The 13954-nt window shown below is 64.6% G+C and carries 12 protein-coding genes; 4 read left to right on the forward strand and 8 right to left on the reverse strand.

The genetic code is table 11. The features are described 5' to 3' along the window. Positions 1–49: 49 nt before the first annotated feature. The 6 genes from recA to smpB all read right to left on the reverse strand — a co-directional run bounded on the left by recA (position 50) and on the right by smpB (position 8093). Positions 50–1111: a recombinase RecA gene (recA, locus tag GRI42_RS05050; RefSeq protein ID WP_160607250.1), complete on the reverse strand. Its 1062-nt coding sequence runs from the start codon at positions 1109–1111 to the stop codon at positions 50–52. Between the two features lie 109 nt (positions 1112–1220). Next, positions 1221–2843, reverse strand: coding sequence for a DUF4139 domain-containing protein (locus GRI42_RS05055; protein WP_160607251.1), 1623 nt, complete (start codon positions 2841–2843; stop codon positions 1221–1223). 10 nt (positions 2844–2853) lie between these two features. After that, positions 2854–4380, reverse strand: a complete 1527-nt coding sequence (locus GRI42_RS05060; protein WP_160607252.1) for a DUF4139 domain-containing protein — start codon at positions 4378–4380, stop codon at positions 2854–2856. Positions 4381–4418: 38 nt separating this feature from the next. Further along, complete coding sequence (locus GRI42_RS05065; protein ID WP_160607253.1) at positions 4419–6902, reverse strand: hybrid sensor histidine kinase/response regulator; 2484 nt, start codon at positions 6900–6902, stop codon at positions 4419–4421. Then, on the reverse strand, positions 6899–7486 hold the full coding sequence (locus GRI42_RS05070) for a DUF2062 domain-containing protein (protein ID WP_160607254.1): 588 nt from the start codon (positions 7484–7486) through the stop codon (positions 6899–6901). The genes GRI42_RS05065 and GRI42_RS05070 overlap by 4 nt, the downstream gene beginning before the upstream one ends. Before the next feature lie 124 nt (positions 7487–7610). Beyond that, the gene (gene smpB / locus GRI42_RS05075) at positions 7611–8093 is read right to left on the reverse strand and encodes an SsrA-binding protein SmpB (protein WP_160607255.1); all 483 of its coding nucleotides are present in this window, start codon (positions 8091–8093) and stop codon (positions 7611–7613) included. 95 nt (positions 8094–8188) lie between these two features. Here smpB and GRI42_RS05080 point away from each other — a divergent pair, with 95 nt between their 5' ends. Then, the gene (locus tag GRI42_RS05080) at positions 8189–9262 is read left to right on the forward strand and encodes a succinylglutamate desuccinylase/aspartoacylase family protein (RefSeq protein ID WP_160607256.1); all 1074 of its coding nucleotides are present in this window, start codon (positions 8189–8191) and stop codon (positions 9260–9262) included. Here the strand turns inward: GRI42_RS05080 and dapA are convergent. Beyond that, positions 9259–10140 (reverse strand): 4-hydroxy-tetrahydrodipicolinate synthase, encoded by an 882-nt coding sequence (dapA, locus tag GRI42_RS05085; RefSeq protein ID WP_160607257.1) that lies wholly within the window; start codon positions 10138–10140, stop codon positions 9259–9261. The two genes, GRI42_RS05080 and dapA, sit on opposite strands and share 4 nt — an antisense overlap. 95 nt (positions 10141–10235) lie before the next feature. Between dapA and GRI42_RS05090 the strand changes: the two genes are divergently transcribed. The 3 genes from GRI42_RS05090 to GRI42_RS05100 are packed head-to-tail and all read left to right on the forward strand — an operon-like array spanning position 10236 to position 13166. Then, on the forward strand, positions 10236–12185 hold the full coding sequence (locus tag GRI42_RS05090; RefSeq protein WP_170290000.1) for a lytic transglycosylase domain-containing protein: 1950 nt from the start codon (positions 10236–10238) through the stop codon (positions 12183–12185). 23 nt (positions 12186–12208) lie between these two features. Continuing rightward, entirely contained in the window at positions 12209–12688 is a 480-nt protein-coding gene (greB, locus tag GRI42_RS05095; RefSeq protein WP_160607258.1) for a transcription elongation factor GreB, read from the forward strand. Then, positions 12681–13166: an invasion associated locus B family protein gene (locus tag GRI42_RS05100; protein ID WP_160607259.1), complete on the forward strand. Its 486-nt coding sequence runs from the start codon at positions 12681–12683 to the stop codon at positions 13164–13166. Before greB ends, GRI42_RS05100 begins: the two co-directional genes overlap by 8 nt. A gap of 54 nt (positions 13167–13220) precedes the next feature. Here the strand turns inward: GRI42_RS05100 and GRI42_RS05105 are convergent, their stop codons facing one another. Beyond that, entirely contained in the window at positions 13221–13883 is a 663-nt protein-coding gene (locus GRI42_RS05105; protein ID WP_160607260.1) for an outer membrane protein, read from the reverse strand. Positions 13884–13954 lie beyond the last annotated feature (71 nt).

The raw sequence follows: 13954 nt of genomic DNA on the forward strand, positions 1-13954 counted from the left end.
GCGGCAGGGGTTGAAGCGCCGCCCGCGCTCCCGCTTCGAGGAGTGATGATCAGTCGTCCGCGTCCGGACCCGTCATCATTTCCTCGGCGACCTCGTCGGTTTTGCCGCGAATGGCGGCTTCCAACTTGGCACACATCTCGGGGTTTTCCTTCAGGAAGGTCTTCGCGTTCTCGCGGCCCTGGCCGATGCGAACGCTGTCGTAGCTGAACCAGCTACCCGACTTCTCGACAACGCCGGCCTTCACGCCGAGATCGAGGATCTCGCCGATCTTGGAAATGCCTTCGCCGTACATGATGTCGAATTCGACCTGCTTGAACGGAGGGGCAACCTTGTTCTTGACCACCTTCACGCGGGTCGAGTTGCCGATGATATCGTCGCGGTCCTTGATCTGGCCGGTGCGACGAATGTCGAGACGGACCGATGCATAGAACTTGAGGGCATTGCCGCCCGTCGTGGTTTCCGGATTGCCGTACATCACGCCGATCTTCATGCGCAGCTGGTTGATGAAGATCACCATGCACTTGGAGCGGTTGATCGAACCGGTCAGCTTGCGCAGCGACTGGGACATGAGGCGGGCCTGGAGGCCGACGTGGCTGTCACCCATCTCGCCTTCGATTTCGGCGCGCGGCACGAGGGCTGCGACCGAGTCGACCACCAGCACGTCGATCGCGTTCGAGCGGACCAGCGTGTCGGTGATTTCCAGCGCCTGTTCGCCGGTATCGGGCTGCGAGACGATCAGTTCGTCGATGTCGACGCCAAGCTTCTTGGCGTAAACGGGGTCGAGGGCATGTTCGGCGTCGACGAAAGCGGCAGTGCCGCCGGCCTTCTGCGCTTCGGCGATGACATGCAGCGCGAGCGTCGTCTTGCCCGAGCTTTCCGGGCCGTACACTTCGATCACGCGGCCTTTCGGGAGGCCGCCAACACCGAGTGCGATGTCGAGGCCGAGCGAACCGGTGGAGATGACCTCCACGTTCATGGCTTCCTTCTGGCCCAGCTTCATCGCCGAGCCTTTACCGAATGCGCGATCGATCTGCGCGAGAGCTGCGTCCAATGCCTTCTGGCGATCTGCGTCCACTTGTTTTCCTTCCACGAGCTTCAGACTGGCCGCCATGACACATACCCCTTTCGTATTTCCAGAGCCGTTCGTGACTCTTCAACACAACAGGGTGTACTGCCTTTGTTCCACAAGAACAAGAGTGGAACGCAATTTTTTTGCCGAACTAGTCCTGGCGCTCCCGGAAACGCACCGCACGGCGTGAATTCGCGGGCACTTCGAACTCGTAGATCACGCGCCCGTCCTTGATCTTCGTGCCCGAAAGATTGCGCAACCTGGTGTAGCCGGCCATCCCGAGATCGAGCCTGACGGTCACCGGTGCATCATTGGCATTGGATACCTGCGCCCGCTTGCGGACCCAGCGCTTTTCATCGTCGAGCTCGTCGTCGTCCACATGGCCGCACTGGGCGAAGACCTGCGAGCTCGCCCCGAGCTCCAGCTCGATATCTTCCGACAGGGCGAAATCCCGCAGCCGGGTTTCGGCGACCAGCAGGTCGCCTGCTGCAGTCGTCTCGTAGATCGCCATTCCGCCCATCGGCAGCGACTGGCCCAGCCCCTTCGCGTCCTCGTTGGCGGTCACCAGCAGCATCGGGACGGGATCGAAATACTCGACCTCGTCAAAGGCATCGACCTCACCGTAGTCGCAAGAGACCCGGTAAACGAAGCGGGCCTCGACCGCGTCCTTCTCGAGGAAGGCGACCTGCTTCTGGCCCTGCGCGGACACGGTGACCGGTTCGGGAATGCGATACAGCTTGAGGTCGCCCAGCGCCTCCTCGGCAGCGATTACCGCGACGGGCGCGGCTGCTTCCGCTGAGACCTTCAGCACCCGCGCGCCGGTAACGACGATCGAATTCGCGCTGTCGTACATCATCGCGGGCGAAGGCGGTGGTGGAGGTGGCGGTGGCGGTGGCGGATAGGCGACCGGACTCCCGCGCGCCGTGCTGCCGAAAGGATAGCAGGTCAGCCGCAAGGGATTGGCCATCGGCTCTTCCGACAATTCGTCGAAGTCGCTCTCGATATTGAGCGTGCCTGCCACCGCCATCAGATCGGCATCGGGAAAGCTCTGGTTGTTGTCGTTGAGGATGGTGAGCCAGGACAGCAGCTCCATTCGCAGCGTGCCGTCGCGCTTCGCTTCTTGGAGACGCGCGACGTAGTTCGCCTCCCAGTCGAAACCCCATGCAAGGTAGGACAGCGTTACCGTGTAGGTGCCCCCCTCCTCGCTGCGCGTATCGATAGAGAACACGGGATCCGAGGAAAGTCCGGACGGCACGCGATCGAAAACGAGCTTTTCCGGTAGGCCCGAACAGCGCACCGCTTCGTACCCCTGCTGCGTCTGCAGCACGAGGCCGCCATCCGCACGCGTCCTGACAATGGCATCTTCGGAGCGCGCGATACCAGTGGCCGGATCGGTCCGCGTGATGGTGACACGGTTGCCGAGCGAGCGGTCGACCAGCGCCGCCGGGCTCAGCAGTTCGGCATTGCGGTTCTTCTCGATGGTGCCCCCAGGCAGGCCAGTGACGATGGCGCTCACGGCGACCATGCCTTCGGCAACGCCCGTAAAACGGATGGTCGAGACGCCCTTGGGCAGAGTGACGGTCCGCACCTCGCTGATCATGGCAAAGCCTTCGGGCCAGTCGCGGTTCATCCGGCCGTCCTCGTCCCGGCCGGGGTCGCGATAGACAGTCACCGCAAGGCTCTGCGGCTTCGAGGCATCGACTGCCTCGCGCGCGGCAGCGGGAGCCGCGATGGATGCCGCGAACACCGCCAGTCCGATGAGGATGCACTTCATCGCGATGGCCTCAGAAGCGCGCCTCGTAGGTCACGGTGATTTCGCGCTTGCTGTTGGCAGCGACCGGCACGGTCCATTCGCGTCGGTCCAGGCCGGACCGGCGACCCTGGATATCCTCGGAAATGACGCGGTAGTCCTCCGACCACCACCCGCGGTAGAGGCCCGCCTGCGACAACTCGACCTCGACCGGGACGGGCTTCGCGTTGGTGATGGTGTAGCGCATGGTGGTGCGCCAGAATTCCTTGGCCTCCTCGACTTCGACATCGCGGATGACCTTGCCGTTCTCGATCACGCGGTAGCGCGCGGACTTTTCGAATTCGGCCGAGGAGATCTTCTCGCGCTCGACCACTTCGGCAAGCACGAGCACCTCGAAGGCATCGCCCGTCTGCAGGGTCAGCTGGCTGCCCATGGGCGTGTGGCCAATGCCGCTTTCGCCGATGAACTGCGGGTTGCCCTGCGCATCTCGCTGGTAGAAGCGGACCGTGCCTGCGGGAAGCGCATCGCCCAGCCCCTGGTCGCGGCTGGTGCTAAACTGCAACTGGCTGGCAACATTGATCGAGCGGGCGTCGTTGGTCAGCCAGTCGACCGTGCGCTCGTAACGCCGCTTGGCAGGCACGCTCTGCACGTCGAGGAAGCTGACCTGCTTGGTCTGCTGGTTGGCGATCGTCGTGCGCTCGGACAAGGGATAGAGGTAAAAATCGCCCAGCTGCTCGCGGTTCGCCGTTTCCGTGCCGGGGCGCATCGCATTCGGCGGCGGGGGCGGTGAAACGCGGCGGCGCGGGTTGTAATTGCCGTTGTTTCCGCCAGCGGGACTTCCGGCGACCAGCAGCGTGTCCGCCCGATGGAAGGTCGTGCCGGTCTGGTTGGTCAGCGTCACCCAGCCCTGCATATCCACCGTGCCGCGCTGCTCGTCGAACAGCGCGACGTAATCCGCGCTCCAGCCGAGGCCGGGCGTCAAATAGCGGATCGAGGCCGGACGTGTCCCGCTGCGGTCGCTCTCCACAGTGACCGACAATGTCGGGCGGGCGCGCAAATTGGTCGGCACTCGGTCGAAGATGGCGCGCACCGGCAGGCCGTCGTCGCGCAGTACCTCGATGCGGTCGCCGATCTTCACCACCACGCCGCCAGCGGTGGAAAGCACGGTCGCCCGCTCGCGCGTCTCAGCGCCGGTCGCGGGGTTCGTGCGGATCAGCGTGATGGTCTGGCCGATGGCCTTTTCCATCAGCTTGGTCGGGGTCAGGAGGTCGAAGTCGAAGTTCTGTTCGACGATGCCTGCACCCGCGGCTGCGAAGCTGAGCGTTTCGGGACGGATGCGTGCGGATACGTCCGGAAACTCGATCCGGCTGCGACCGGCACCTATGGCCAGCTGCCGCACGTCCTGAACCAGTGCCTGGTCGTTGTTGTAGATGGTGACGGAGACATCGCCCTGCGCAGTCGCGTCAGGATCGGCCAGCACCTGCTCTGCCGACTGGGCCAGCAAGGGTGCCGCCCCCAGCGCCGCAAGACCTGCCAGAGCCGTTATCGAATGCACCTTCATCGCAGTCCCTCCCCGCGGCCAGATGCACCCGAAAAAGCCTAGGCGTCGATCTTGGCCTGTTCTCCAAGCACTTCTGATACCTTACCGTTTATTTGCTGTACGCTGAACGGCTTAGGAATGAAGTGCATGTTGTCGATATCGATTTCGTTGCGCAACTGCTCTTCGGCGTAACCCGACATGAAAAGGATCGGGATCTTCGGTTTTACCCGGCGGATTGCCCGCGCCATCGCCGGACCATCCATGGCCGGCATGACCACGTCCGACACGATGAGGTCGAATTCGGTCTTTCCGTTGGCAACTGCCGCGAGGCCTTCTTCGCCGTCGCGCGCGGTGGTCACGGTATAGCCTGCCCGCGTAAGCGCGCGTTCGGCGACTGCGCGGACCATGTCCTCGTCCTCGACCAGCAGGAGATTGCCGCCGCCCGACCATTCGCTGGCCTTGGCATCCTCGTTGTCATCGGAGCGCTGGACGACGGGCATCTCACCCTTGTGGACCGGCAGGTAGATAGTGAAGCGCGCGCCCGAAGGGCGACCGTCCGGCCCGCCGATATTGTCGGCGAAGATGAAGCCGTTGGACTGCTTTACGATACCGTAGACGGTCGAAAGGCCGAGACCGGTGCCCTTGCCCTGTTCCTTGGTGGTGAAGAACGGCTCGAAGATCTTGCTGAGGTGTTCGGCGGGAATGCCCCCGCCCGTGTCCTGCACGATCAGCACGGTGTAATCGTCGGCGGGCATGATATCGATGCCCATCTTGCGCACGTCGCGCGCGGAAACGCGGCGGGTGGCAAGGGTCAGCTTGCCCTTCCAGTTTTCCTTGCCCGAGCGCGCGGCATGGGCCTGCATGGCATCGCGCGCATTCACGGCAAGGTTGATGATGACCTGTTCAAGCTGCTGCGGGTCGGCGCGGACAGGCCCGAGTTCGCGGTCGTGGCGGACGGCGAACTCGATCTTGTCGCCCATCAGGCGCTTGAGCAGCTGGCTGACTTCGCTCACCACGTCGGGCAGTTGGAGGACCACGGGGCGCAGCGTCTGCTGGCGGCTGAAAGCGAGCAGCTGGCGGGTCAGGCTGGCCGCGCGGTTAGAGTTGGCCTTGATCTGCTGGATGTCATCGTAATCGCTGTCACCCGGCGTGTGGCGCAGCAGCATGAGGTCGCAATAGCCGATGATGGCGGTCAGGACGTTGTTGAAGTCATGCGCGACACCGCCTGCCAGTTGGCCGACAGCCTGCATCTTGGTGGCCTGCGCGACTTGGCGGCGCAGGCGCTTTTCCTCGGTGGAATCGGTGATCGAGAGCAGCACCGCCGCATCGCCCAGCCCTCGCACACCGGCGAGGCCGATCGACACCGGCTCTTCCTTGTCGCCTGCAAGCCGCACGGCCATGTCGCCGCTCGACGTCGCGCCCTTGGCAAAGCGGCGCACGGTGTCGGCAATGGCCGGCTTGTCCTCGCGCACGACGAGGTCGGAGGGGAATTGCGGCAGGCCCTGTTCCTCGCGCTCGACCGCGCGCAGGAAAGCCTTGTTGGCGAACAGGAAGCGGCCGTCGCGGTCGGTCAGCGCCAGTCCCAGCGGCAGCGCGGAAAGCAGCGCCTCCAGCTGCGGGATGGCCGCCTTGCCGCTGCCCTGCCAGCCACCGCCGATGCCGACATTGCTGTCGACCAGCAGCATCAGCGACGGGGCCTTGTCGGCGGGTGCGCCAGCATCGCCGTCGGGCTGGTCGAGCGGGATGTGCACCAGCGTCTGGGGCGTGCCCTGCTGGCCTTCGCGCGCAAAGAAGATACGGTCGCGGTCGTCGGACCGCAGGAGCTGCACGAATTCCTGACCCACCAGCGATCCGCCCTGCTCGCCCAGCGCCCGTTCTGCGAGGCCGGGAGTGGCCGACTGCACGATACCGTCAGGTGCAACCAGCGCGAGTTCGATACCCGAAGCAGACAGCAGCGCGCCGAATGGTCCGGCAATGCGGTCAGCAACGCCTTCCTGTCCCTTGTCGTCGATCCGCTCGCCGAAACGCCAGACGAGGTAGTCCTCTCCGCGGCCGACCCGCTCGACCTGCAGGGTGAAGTTGCGATCCCTTGCCGGGGTCGACAGCTCGTCGGTTTCGGCCGACCCTTCGCGCCATGCCTGCCGCGCCGCATCGGCGAGCCGCTTGCGCGACGCATCGTCCAGCGCAATTTCGTGCGGGGCGCCTTGCCCGCCGAACCATGCCTCGTAGGTGGCATTCGCACACACAAGCCGGTTGGCCCGGTCGATGATGGCAACGGCCCGGCGCCGGTTCTCGATCGCGGCGGCGGTGACCGCCCAGTCGGGCTGCGTCAGCTGGGCCGTCTCCTCGGGCGTTTTAAGCCGTGCCGCCAGCAGAAGCGTCAGCAGAACCGTGAGCAGCGCGCCCCCATAGGCAAGCGCCACCAGCGAGGTTCCTCCGACCAGCCAGACCAGCCCGACCGATACGGCCAGCGCCAGCAGGATGCCGAAAAGCAGCGGAATGGGCGGGAGGCCGGGCCCGTCGCCGTGGCTGCCGAGGCTCACTGGCCGTGCTCCTTGAGCCGTTCGACGAGGCGCTGCTCCATCTTCACCAGCCGCTTGCGGCGCTTGTGGGCGACGATGTAGCGCCATCCGAACCCTGCGATCAGGTAGCCGAGCGCCGCGCTGACCACGGCGAGCACCACGAAGCCGAAAGCAGTCACGCCCCCCACCTCGAGCCAGCGGGCCAGCACACCGCTGTCTTCAGCCAGCGTATTGGCGGCACCTGCGCCCAGAGTGGCGTCGATGTTGAGCGTGAGTTCGCCCACGCGATTGGCAACCACCAGCCAGAAGGGCAGCGTGAAGGGGTTCGTCACGAAGGTCACGAGGGCCGACAGCGGCACGTTCGCGCGCGCTGGCAGCGCCAGGAAAGCGGCGAGGAAAATCTGGCCCAGCGGCACGATGAAGGCAGCGAACAGTCCCAGCGCCACGCCGCGCGGCACGCTGCGGCGGGTAAAGCGCCAGAGTTCGGGCGACAGGAAACGGTGAGCAATCGGCCGCAAATAGCGGTTGGACGCCATTTCCTCGCGCGTGGGCATATGCTTGCGGATCAGGTCCGACAGCCAGGTCTTCGATCTGGGCCCGCTCATTGGCATCTTCCTGCAATGGGACGCGGCCCTGCCAAGCGCAAGGAGCGGCAATCAGATATCGGCGACGAAAACTGCATGACTGGCGACGGGATTAGCACGATTTGATTGCGGCTTGCTGAAAAGCTCAACCCTTCTCCCGCATCAGGCGCGCCTTGTCGCGCTGCCAGTCCCGGTCCTTGATCGTCTGGCGCTTGTCGTGGGACTGCTTGCCCTTGGCCAGGGCCAGCTCCACTTTCGCCCGCCCGGTCGAGTTGAAGTAGATCGACAGCGGGACCAGCGTCATGCCCTTGCGCTCGACCGCGCCGAACAGCTTTTCGATCTCGCGCGCATGGAGCAGCAGCTTGCGCGGCCGGCGCGGCTCATGGTTCAGGCGGTTGCCGTGCGAATATTCGGGGATGTTGGCATTGACCAGCCAGACCTGCCCGTCGCGCACCTCGGCATAGGCTTCCTTGATTGAAGCCTCGCCCGCCCGCAGCGCCTTGACCTCGGTTCCCTGCAGGGCAAGGCCCGCCTCGAACGTATCCTCGACATGATAGTCGAACCGCACGCGCCGGTTGTCGGCGACGGTTTTCTGCTTGTCGAAAGTGACGGGTTTGGGACGAGCCATAGGGTGGGCGCATGTAGGCGAGGCATGCGCGATTGGAAAGGGTACAGGCGCGAATTCGCTTGCCAAAGAGCGCCGCTGCGTGGCGAAAGCGGGCAATGGACGCAGGAAATTCGAACGAACCGTTTGCCATTCACGACAAGGTGATCGCTCCCGGGACCAGCGCGACGGTCTCGATCCCGGTCAGTCAGCACGTCACCGGCCTCGATTCCTCGCTGTCGCTCAAGGTATTCAACGGCGCAAAACGGGGCGCCTGCATTTTCGTCAGCGGAGCGATCCACGGCGACGAGATCATCGGGGCGGCAGTGATCCAGCGGCTGATCGAGCAAATCTCGCCCGAAATGCTCTCGGGCACGATCATCTTCGCACCCGTGGTCAATATCTACGGCTTCGTCTCGCACAGCCGCTACCTGCCCGACCGGCGCGACCTCAATCGCAGCTTCCCGGGCGCGGAACGCGGCAGCCTGGCAGCACAGCTGGCACATTGCTTTCTCGAAAACGTGATAGACCGCTGTTCGCTCGGCATCGATATCCACTCGGCCGCAGTCCATCGCTACAACCTACCGCAGATACGCATCGCCTCGGGCAGCCCCTACCTATCCGAACTCGCCATGGCCTTCGGCGCACCGATCATCATCGAAAGCCCTCTGCGCCCCGGTTCGATGCGCGCGCTGGCTGCCGAACGCGAGACCCCGATGCTCTTGCTCGAAGCGGGAGAAGCGCTGCGCCTCGACCGCTTCGCGATCGAGGTCGGGGTGGCCGGCGTGCTGCGTGTGCTTGCCCATATCGGCATGATCGACGCCGACGACGGCCTCGAGGAAGTCGAGGTCCCGCTGCGATCGAGCCGCTCTACCTGGGTACGGGCGCCCCGAGGCGGGATCAGCCGCCGCGCCTGCAAATCGGGCGATGTGGTGCGTACGGGCGAATTGCTGGCGATGGTCGGTGGACTGTTCGGCGAAGATCCCGAGGATCTCGTTAGCCCGATCGACGGCGTGGTGATCGGCCACGCAACTCTGCCCATCGTGAACCAGGGCGACGCGATGTTCCATATCGCCGAGGTCGAAGGGCTCGACCATGCAGGCAAGCACGTCAACAGCATCGTGGAAGCGCTTGCCGCCAGCGCCCCGCCCTTCCCGGCGACCCCGCTGCTGGACGAGGACGAGGTGCTCTAGAGCAGGCCTGCGATTTCCAGCGCCTCGTCGACTGCCCTGCGCGAAGCTTCGCTCGCTGGGACCAGCGGCAAGCGAACTTCGTCGGAAAACCAGTCATGCACGCGGCTGAGCGCGTATTTGGCCGGCGCCGGGCTCGCGTCGGAGAACATCGCGTAATGGAGCGGGAACAGCCTGTCGTTGAGCTTGCGAGCCTTGACGAGGTCGTTGGCAGCAATCGCCTCGTGGAATTCGGCGCACAGGGCCGGGGCGACGTTCGCCGTCACGGAGATGCATCCCGCACCGCCCGCAGCCGAATGCGGCAGCCACAATTCGTCATTGCCCGACAGCTGGCAAAAATCATGGCCGATGCCCATGCGGTGATCCGCCACGCGCGAAAGGTCTCCGCTCGCATCCTTGATGGCGACGATCCGGTCGGGATACTTGCGCACCAGTTCGACCACGGTTTCGTCCTCGAGGTCGGTCACCGTGCGCCCGGGAACGTTATAAAGGACGATCGGCAGGTCGCTGTTTTCCGCAAGGAAACTGAAATGCGCGATCAGGCCCGCCTGGCTCGGGCGATTGTAATAGGGCGCCACGCACAGGCCCGCGGTCGCACCCGCCTTCTTGGAAAAATTCATGTGCAGCAGCGCATTGCGCGTATCGTTCGATCCGCAGCCCGCGATAACCGGCACGCGCCCGGCAGCCTGTTCGATGCAGACCTCGATCACCCGGTGGTGTTCGGCATTGGACAGCGTCGAGGCTTCACCGGTGGTGCCGCAGGGCACGAGACCCTTGCTGCCGTTTGCGATTTGCCAGTCGACAAGCTTGCGGAAAGCGGCCTCGTCAAACGATCCGTCGCGAAAAGGAGTCGCCAGAGCCGGAATTGAGCCAGAGAACATTTACGCGAGTCCTGCGTTAGAGCTATGAAAAGGGGCGCTTTGTGGCACCGCGTGCCGCAATTCATTCAGCGCCTGATAAGGAGGGGCCGGGCACTATGTCCAGCATGGGCAGTAAATCTCTTGTTTCGTTCGTTTTCCTGGCCGGCAGCGCGCTGGCTTCACCCGCATTCGCGCAGACGATCGAAGTGCCCCAGAGGACCATGGTAGCCCAGCAGCCCACCCGGATGGCAGCCGCCCTGTCGCAGTGGGAATACCTGACCAAGACTGACAACCTCTCGTTCTCGCAATATGCGGGCTTCCTTTCCACATATCCCAACTTCCCGAAGGCGGAACTGATCCAGCGCCGCGCGGAAGCCGCGCTCGACAATGATGCGGTCTCGCCGCAATCGCTGGTCGCTTTCTTCGAACAGTACCCACCGCTATCGAACGGGGCCAAGGCGCGCTATGCCCTCGCCCTTGCCGCGATGAACCGGCCCGAAGCCTTCGACCTCGCCCGCGCGGCCTGGCGCGGAGGCCGGATGAGCGGCCCGGCAGAAGCTTACATGCAGGGCCTGTTCGGCCAGCGCTTTGGCCCCGAAGACCATGATGCGCGCATGGATGCGCTGCTCTGGCAGGGCGAATCCGAAGCGGCAGTGCGCCAGATCGTGCGCGTGTCGCCCGCTTATCGCGATATGGCGCAAGCACGCCTCTCGCTCCTGCAGGGGACCGATCCGGCCAGCATCGGCCTGCGGGTTCCGGCTGGCGCGATGAACGATGCCGGCTACGTCTATAATCTTGCGCGCTACAGGCGCAGCAGCGGCAACCTGCCCGAAGCGGTGAACCTTCTCGCAACCCGCGCACCGGCATCCACCCCCGCCTTCGACGGCACGGATTTCGTCGTCGAGGCGCTGCGTATCGCCAAGGGTGCGGGCACCTCGCAGGCGATCGCGATTGCCAGCAAGGTCGACGACCTGTTTGCCCCCGGCACCGACATCTCGCAGGGCAGCTTCCAGCTGCGCGACAAATACACCGACCTCATGTGGCTCGGCGGCACGAAGGCGCTGTGGTCGATGGGCGACGGCGCGAAAGCCGCCCCTCTGTTCTATCGCTACGGCTCTGCGGCAAAAAGCCAGCTGACCCGCGCCAAGGGCTTCTACTGGGCTGGCCGCGCCGCGGCGCGCGCAGGCAATCGCGAAGAGGCGCAGCGCTATTGGGAAATGGCCGCCCGCCACCCCGAATATTACTACGGCCAGCTCGCGCTGAGCGAACTGGGTCGCCCGATGAAGCAATTCGCCGGCGGCCTTCCCGTCCAGCCCTCACCGGAACAGCGTGCCGCGTTCAACGCGCAGCCGCTGACGCAGGCCCTGCGCGAAATCTCGCGCAACCGGCGCGCCTGGCAGACGGAACGCGCTTTCTTCGAAGCCATCGCCGAAAATGCCAGGACGCCCGAAGAAATGGCCCTCGTCGCCGAACTGGCACGCGAGACAGGCCTTGAAGAAATGGCCGTCGTCGCCGGCATGGTTGCTGGCGAGCGCGATTTCGCCGATTTCGAATGGCTCGGCTTCCCGACCGTGACCACCCACTCGGGCGCGAACTGGACGATGGTCCATGCGATTGCCCGGCAGGAAAGCGAATTCGACCGCACCCGTGTCAGCCATGCCGGCGCGCGCGGGATGATGCAGCTGATGCCCGGTACCGCCCGCGAAGAGGCGGGCAAGCTCGGCATCACCTATATGTCGGCGAACCTGACCGACAGCCCGAGCTACAACATCCGCCTCGGCGATGCGCATTTCGCGCGGCTGATGGACCGCTACAATGGCGCCTATCCGCTCGCCATCGCGGCCTACAACGCCGGGCCGGGACGCGTGAACGAATGGCTGCGTCTCAATGGCGATCCCCGCACCGGAGCGGTCGACTGGATTTCGTGGATCGAACAGATCCCGTCCAATTTCGAGACCCGCTATTACGTCATGCGCGTGATCGGCAACGCGGTCACCTACGCCAATCTGCATCCGGACAAGTCGGCCCCCTACGAACGCGATATTCGCCATTACGTCGGGCGCTGATAGGCGCTAGAGCCCCTCGCCTGATGCAGGGCAAGACCAATCCGATCACCCCGGCGGGCTATTCCGCGATGAAGGCGCGTTACGACCACCTGCTGGGCAAAGAGCGCCCAGAGATCGTCGAAATCGTCAGCTGGGCTGCGGGCAATGGCGATCGCAGCGAAAACGGCGATTACCTCTATGGCCGCAAGCGCATGCGCGAGATCGACCGCGAGCTTGCCCATCTCGCCCGGCGGATGAAGGCCGCGCGAGTCATCGAACCTTCCGAACAGCCCGACAAGAGCCGTGCCTTTTTCGGCGCGCGCGTCACGCTGGCGGACGAGGACGATGTCGAGAAAGTGGTCACGCTCGTCGGTGATGACGAACAGGACGCGAGTGCCGGAAGGATCGGCTGGTCCAGCCCCCTCGCCCGCGCGCTAAAGGGTGCAAGCATCGGGGATTTGCGCAGCGTGCGGCTTCCATCGGGCGACAAGGAATGGGAAATCGTGGCAATCGACTATGCGTAGCCTGTTCGTCGCCTCTCTCCCCCTGCTCTTCGCCGCGCCGCTGGCGGCGAAGGACGGCCTGGGCGTGTTCGGAGACTGGGGCGCCTTTCGCGATGCCAGCGTGCCGCGTTGTTATGCGATTTCCTCGCCCATACCCGATCGCGGCGCCACCAATCGAGGGGCCTATGCCAGCGTCGGCACCTGGCCGCGCCAGCGCATTCGCGGACAGGTCTATTTCAAGCTGTCCCGCCCAGCCCCATCGAAGAGCGCGACGCTGCGCATCGGCAGGCAGAGCTTTGCCTTGAGGTCCGAAGGCGACGGGGCCTGGGCGCGCGACGCGAAGATGGATGCGGCAATCGTTTCAGCCATGCGCTCTGCCAGCGAAATGACAGTCCGCTCGCGCGGGCCCGACGGGCGCAGCTATTCCGCCACCTACCGGCTCGGCGGCGCAGCCAGCGCGCTGGACGCGGCAACGCTGGCCTGCGCACGGCGCAAATAGAAACGGGGCCGGCAGCACGATGGCTACCGGCCCCGTCCATCGGTTCAGCTACGCTTAGAAGCGGTAGCCGAAGCCGACCATGACCTGGTGACGATCGGTGTCGATTTCCCCGAGGTCCACGTCGGGCGCGTCACCTTCGAAGTCGAGTTCCGCATCGCTGTAGTTCGAATAGCGGTATTCGACCTTGGCGAAGGTGTTCGGGTTGAGCGCGTATTCCACGCCCGCACCCACGCGGAAGCCGTCGGTGTCGATCTTCGAGTTGTACTGCTCGCCGTCGAACGAGCTTTCGACGTTGTAACGGGCGTTGGTGTAGCCGCCCTTGGCGTAGATCAGCAGGTCCGGCTGGGCGAGCACGCCGACGCGAGCACCGACGTAAAGGTCGCGGCCGGTTTCGACTTCGCCGAGGCCGAAGCCTTCGAAATCACCGTCTTCGAACTCGGTGCTGGCGGTGGAATCAGCCAGTTCGGCCTCGAGACCGAGGACGACGCCGCCGGCGTTGAAGTCATAGCCGACGCCCACGCCGTAGCCGATGCCTTCGATCGACTGGTCGTTGTCTTCGTTGGCGTCGTCATCGACCGTGCTGCCGGCCTTGCTCACGTCGTAACCGCCGAGCACTTCGACGCGCGGGCCGGTGAAGGGCGTGTTATCCTGCGCCATGGCGGGGGTTGCGACTGCTGCTGCCGTACCTGCGACCAGAAGGGCTGCGAACTTGTTCATTGGGTAACTCCATTGTTGTTTTCTACGCACCGTCAGCGATGCGTGGACCCATTCAACGGAGCGGCGGGCGT

The sequence above is a fragment of the Qipengyuania gaetbuli genome (assembly GCF_009827315.1).
Lineage (GTDB): Bacteria > Pseudomonadota > Alphaproteobacteria > Sphingomonadales > Sphingomonadaceae > Qipengyuania > Qipengyuania gaetbuli.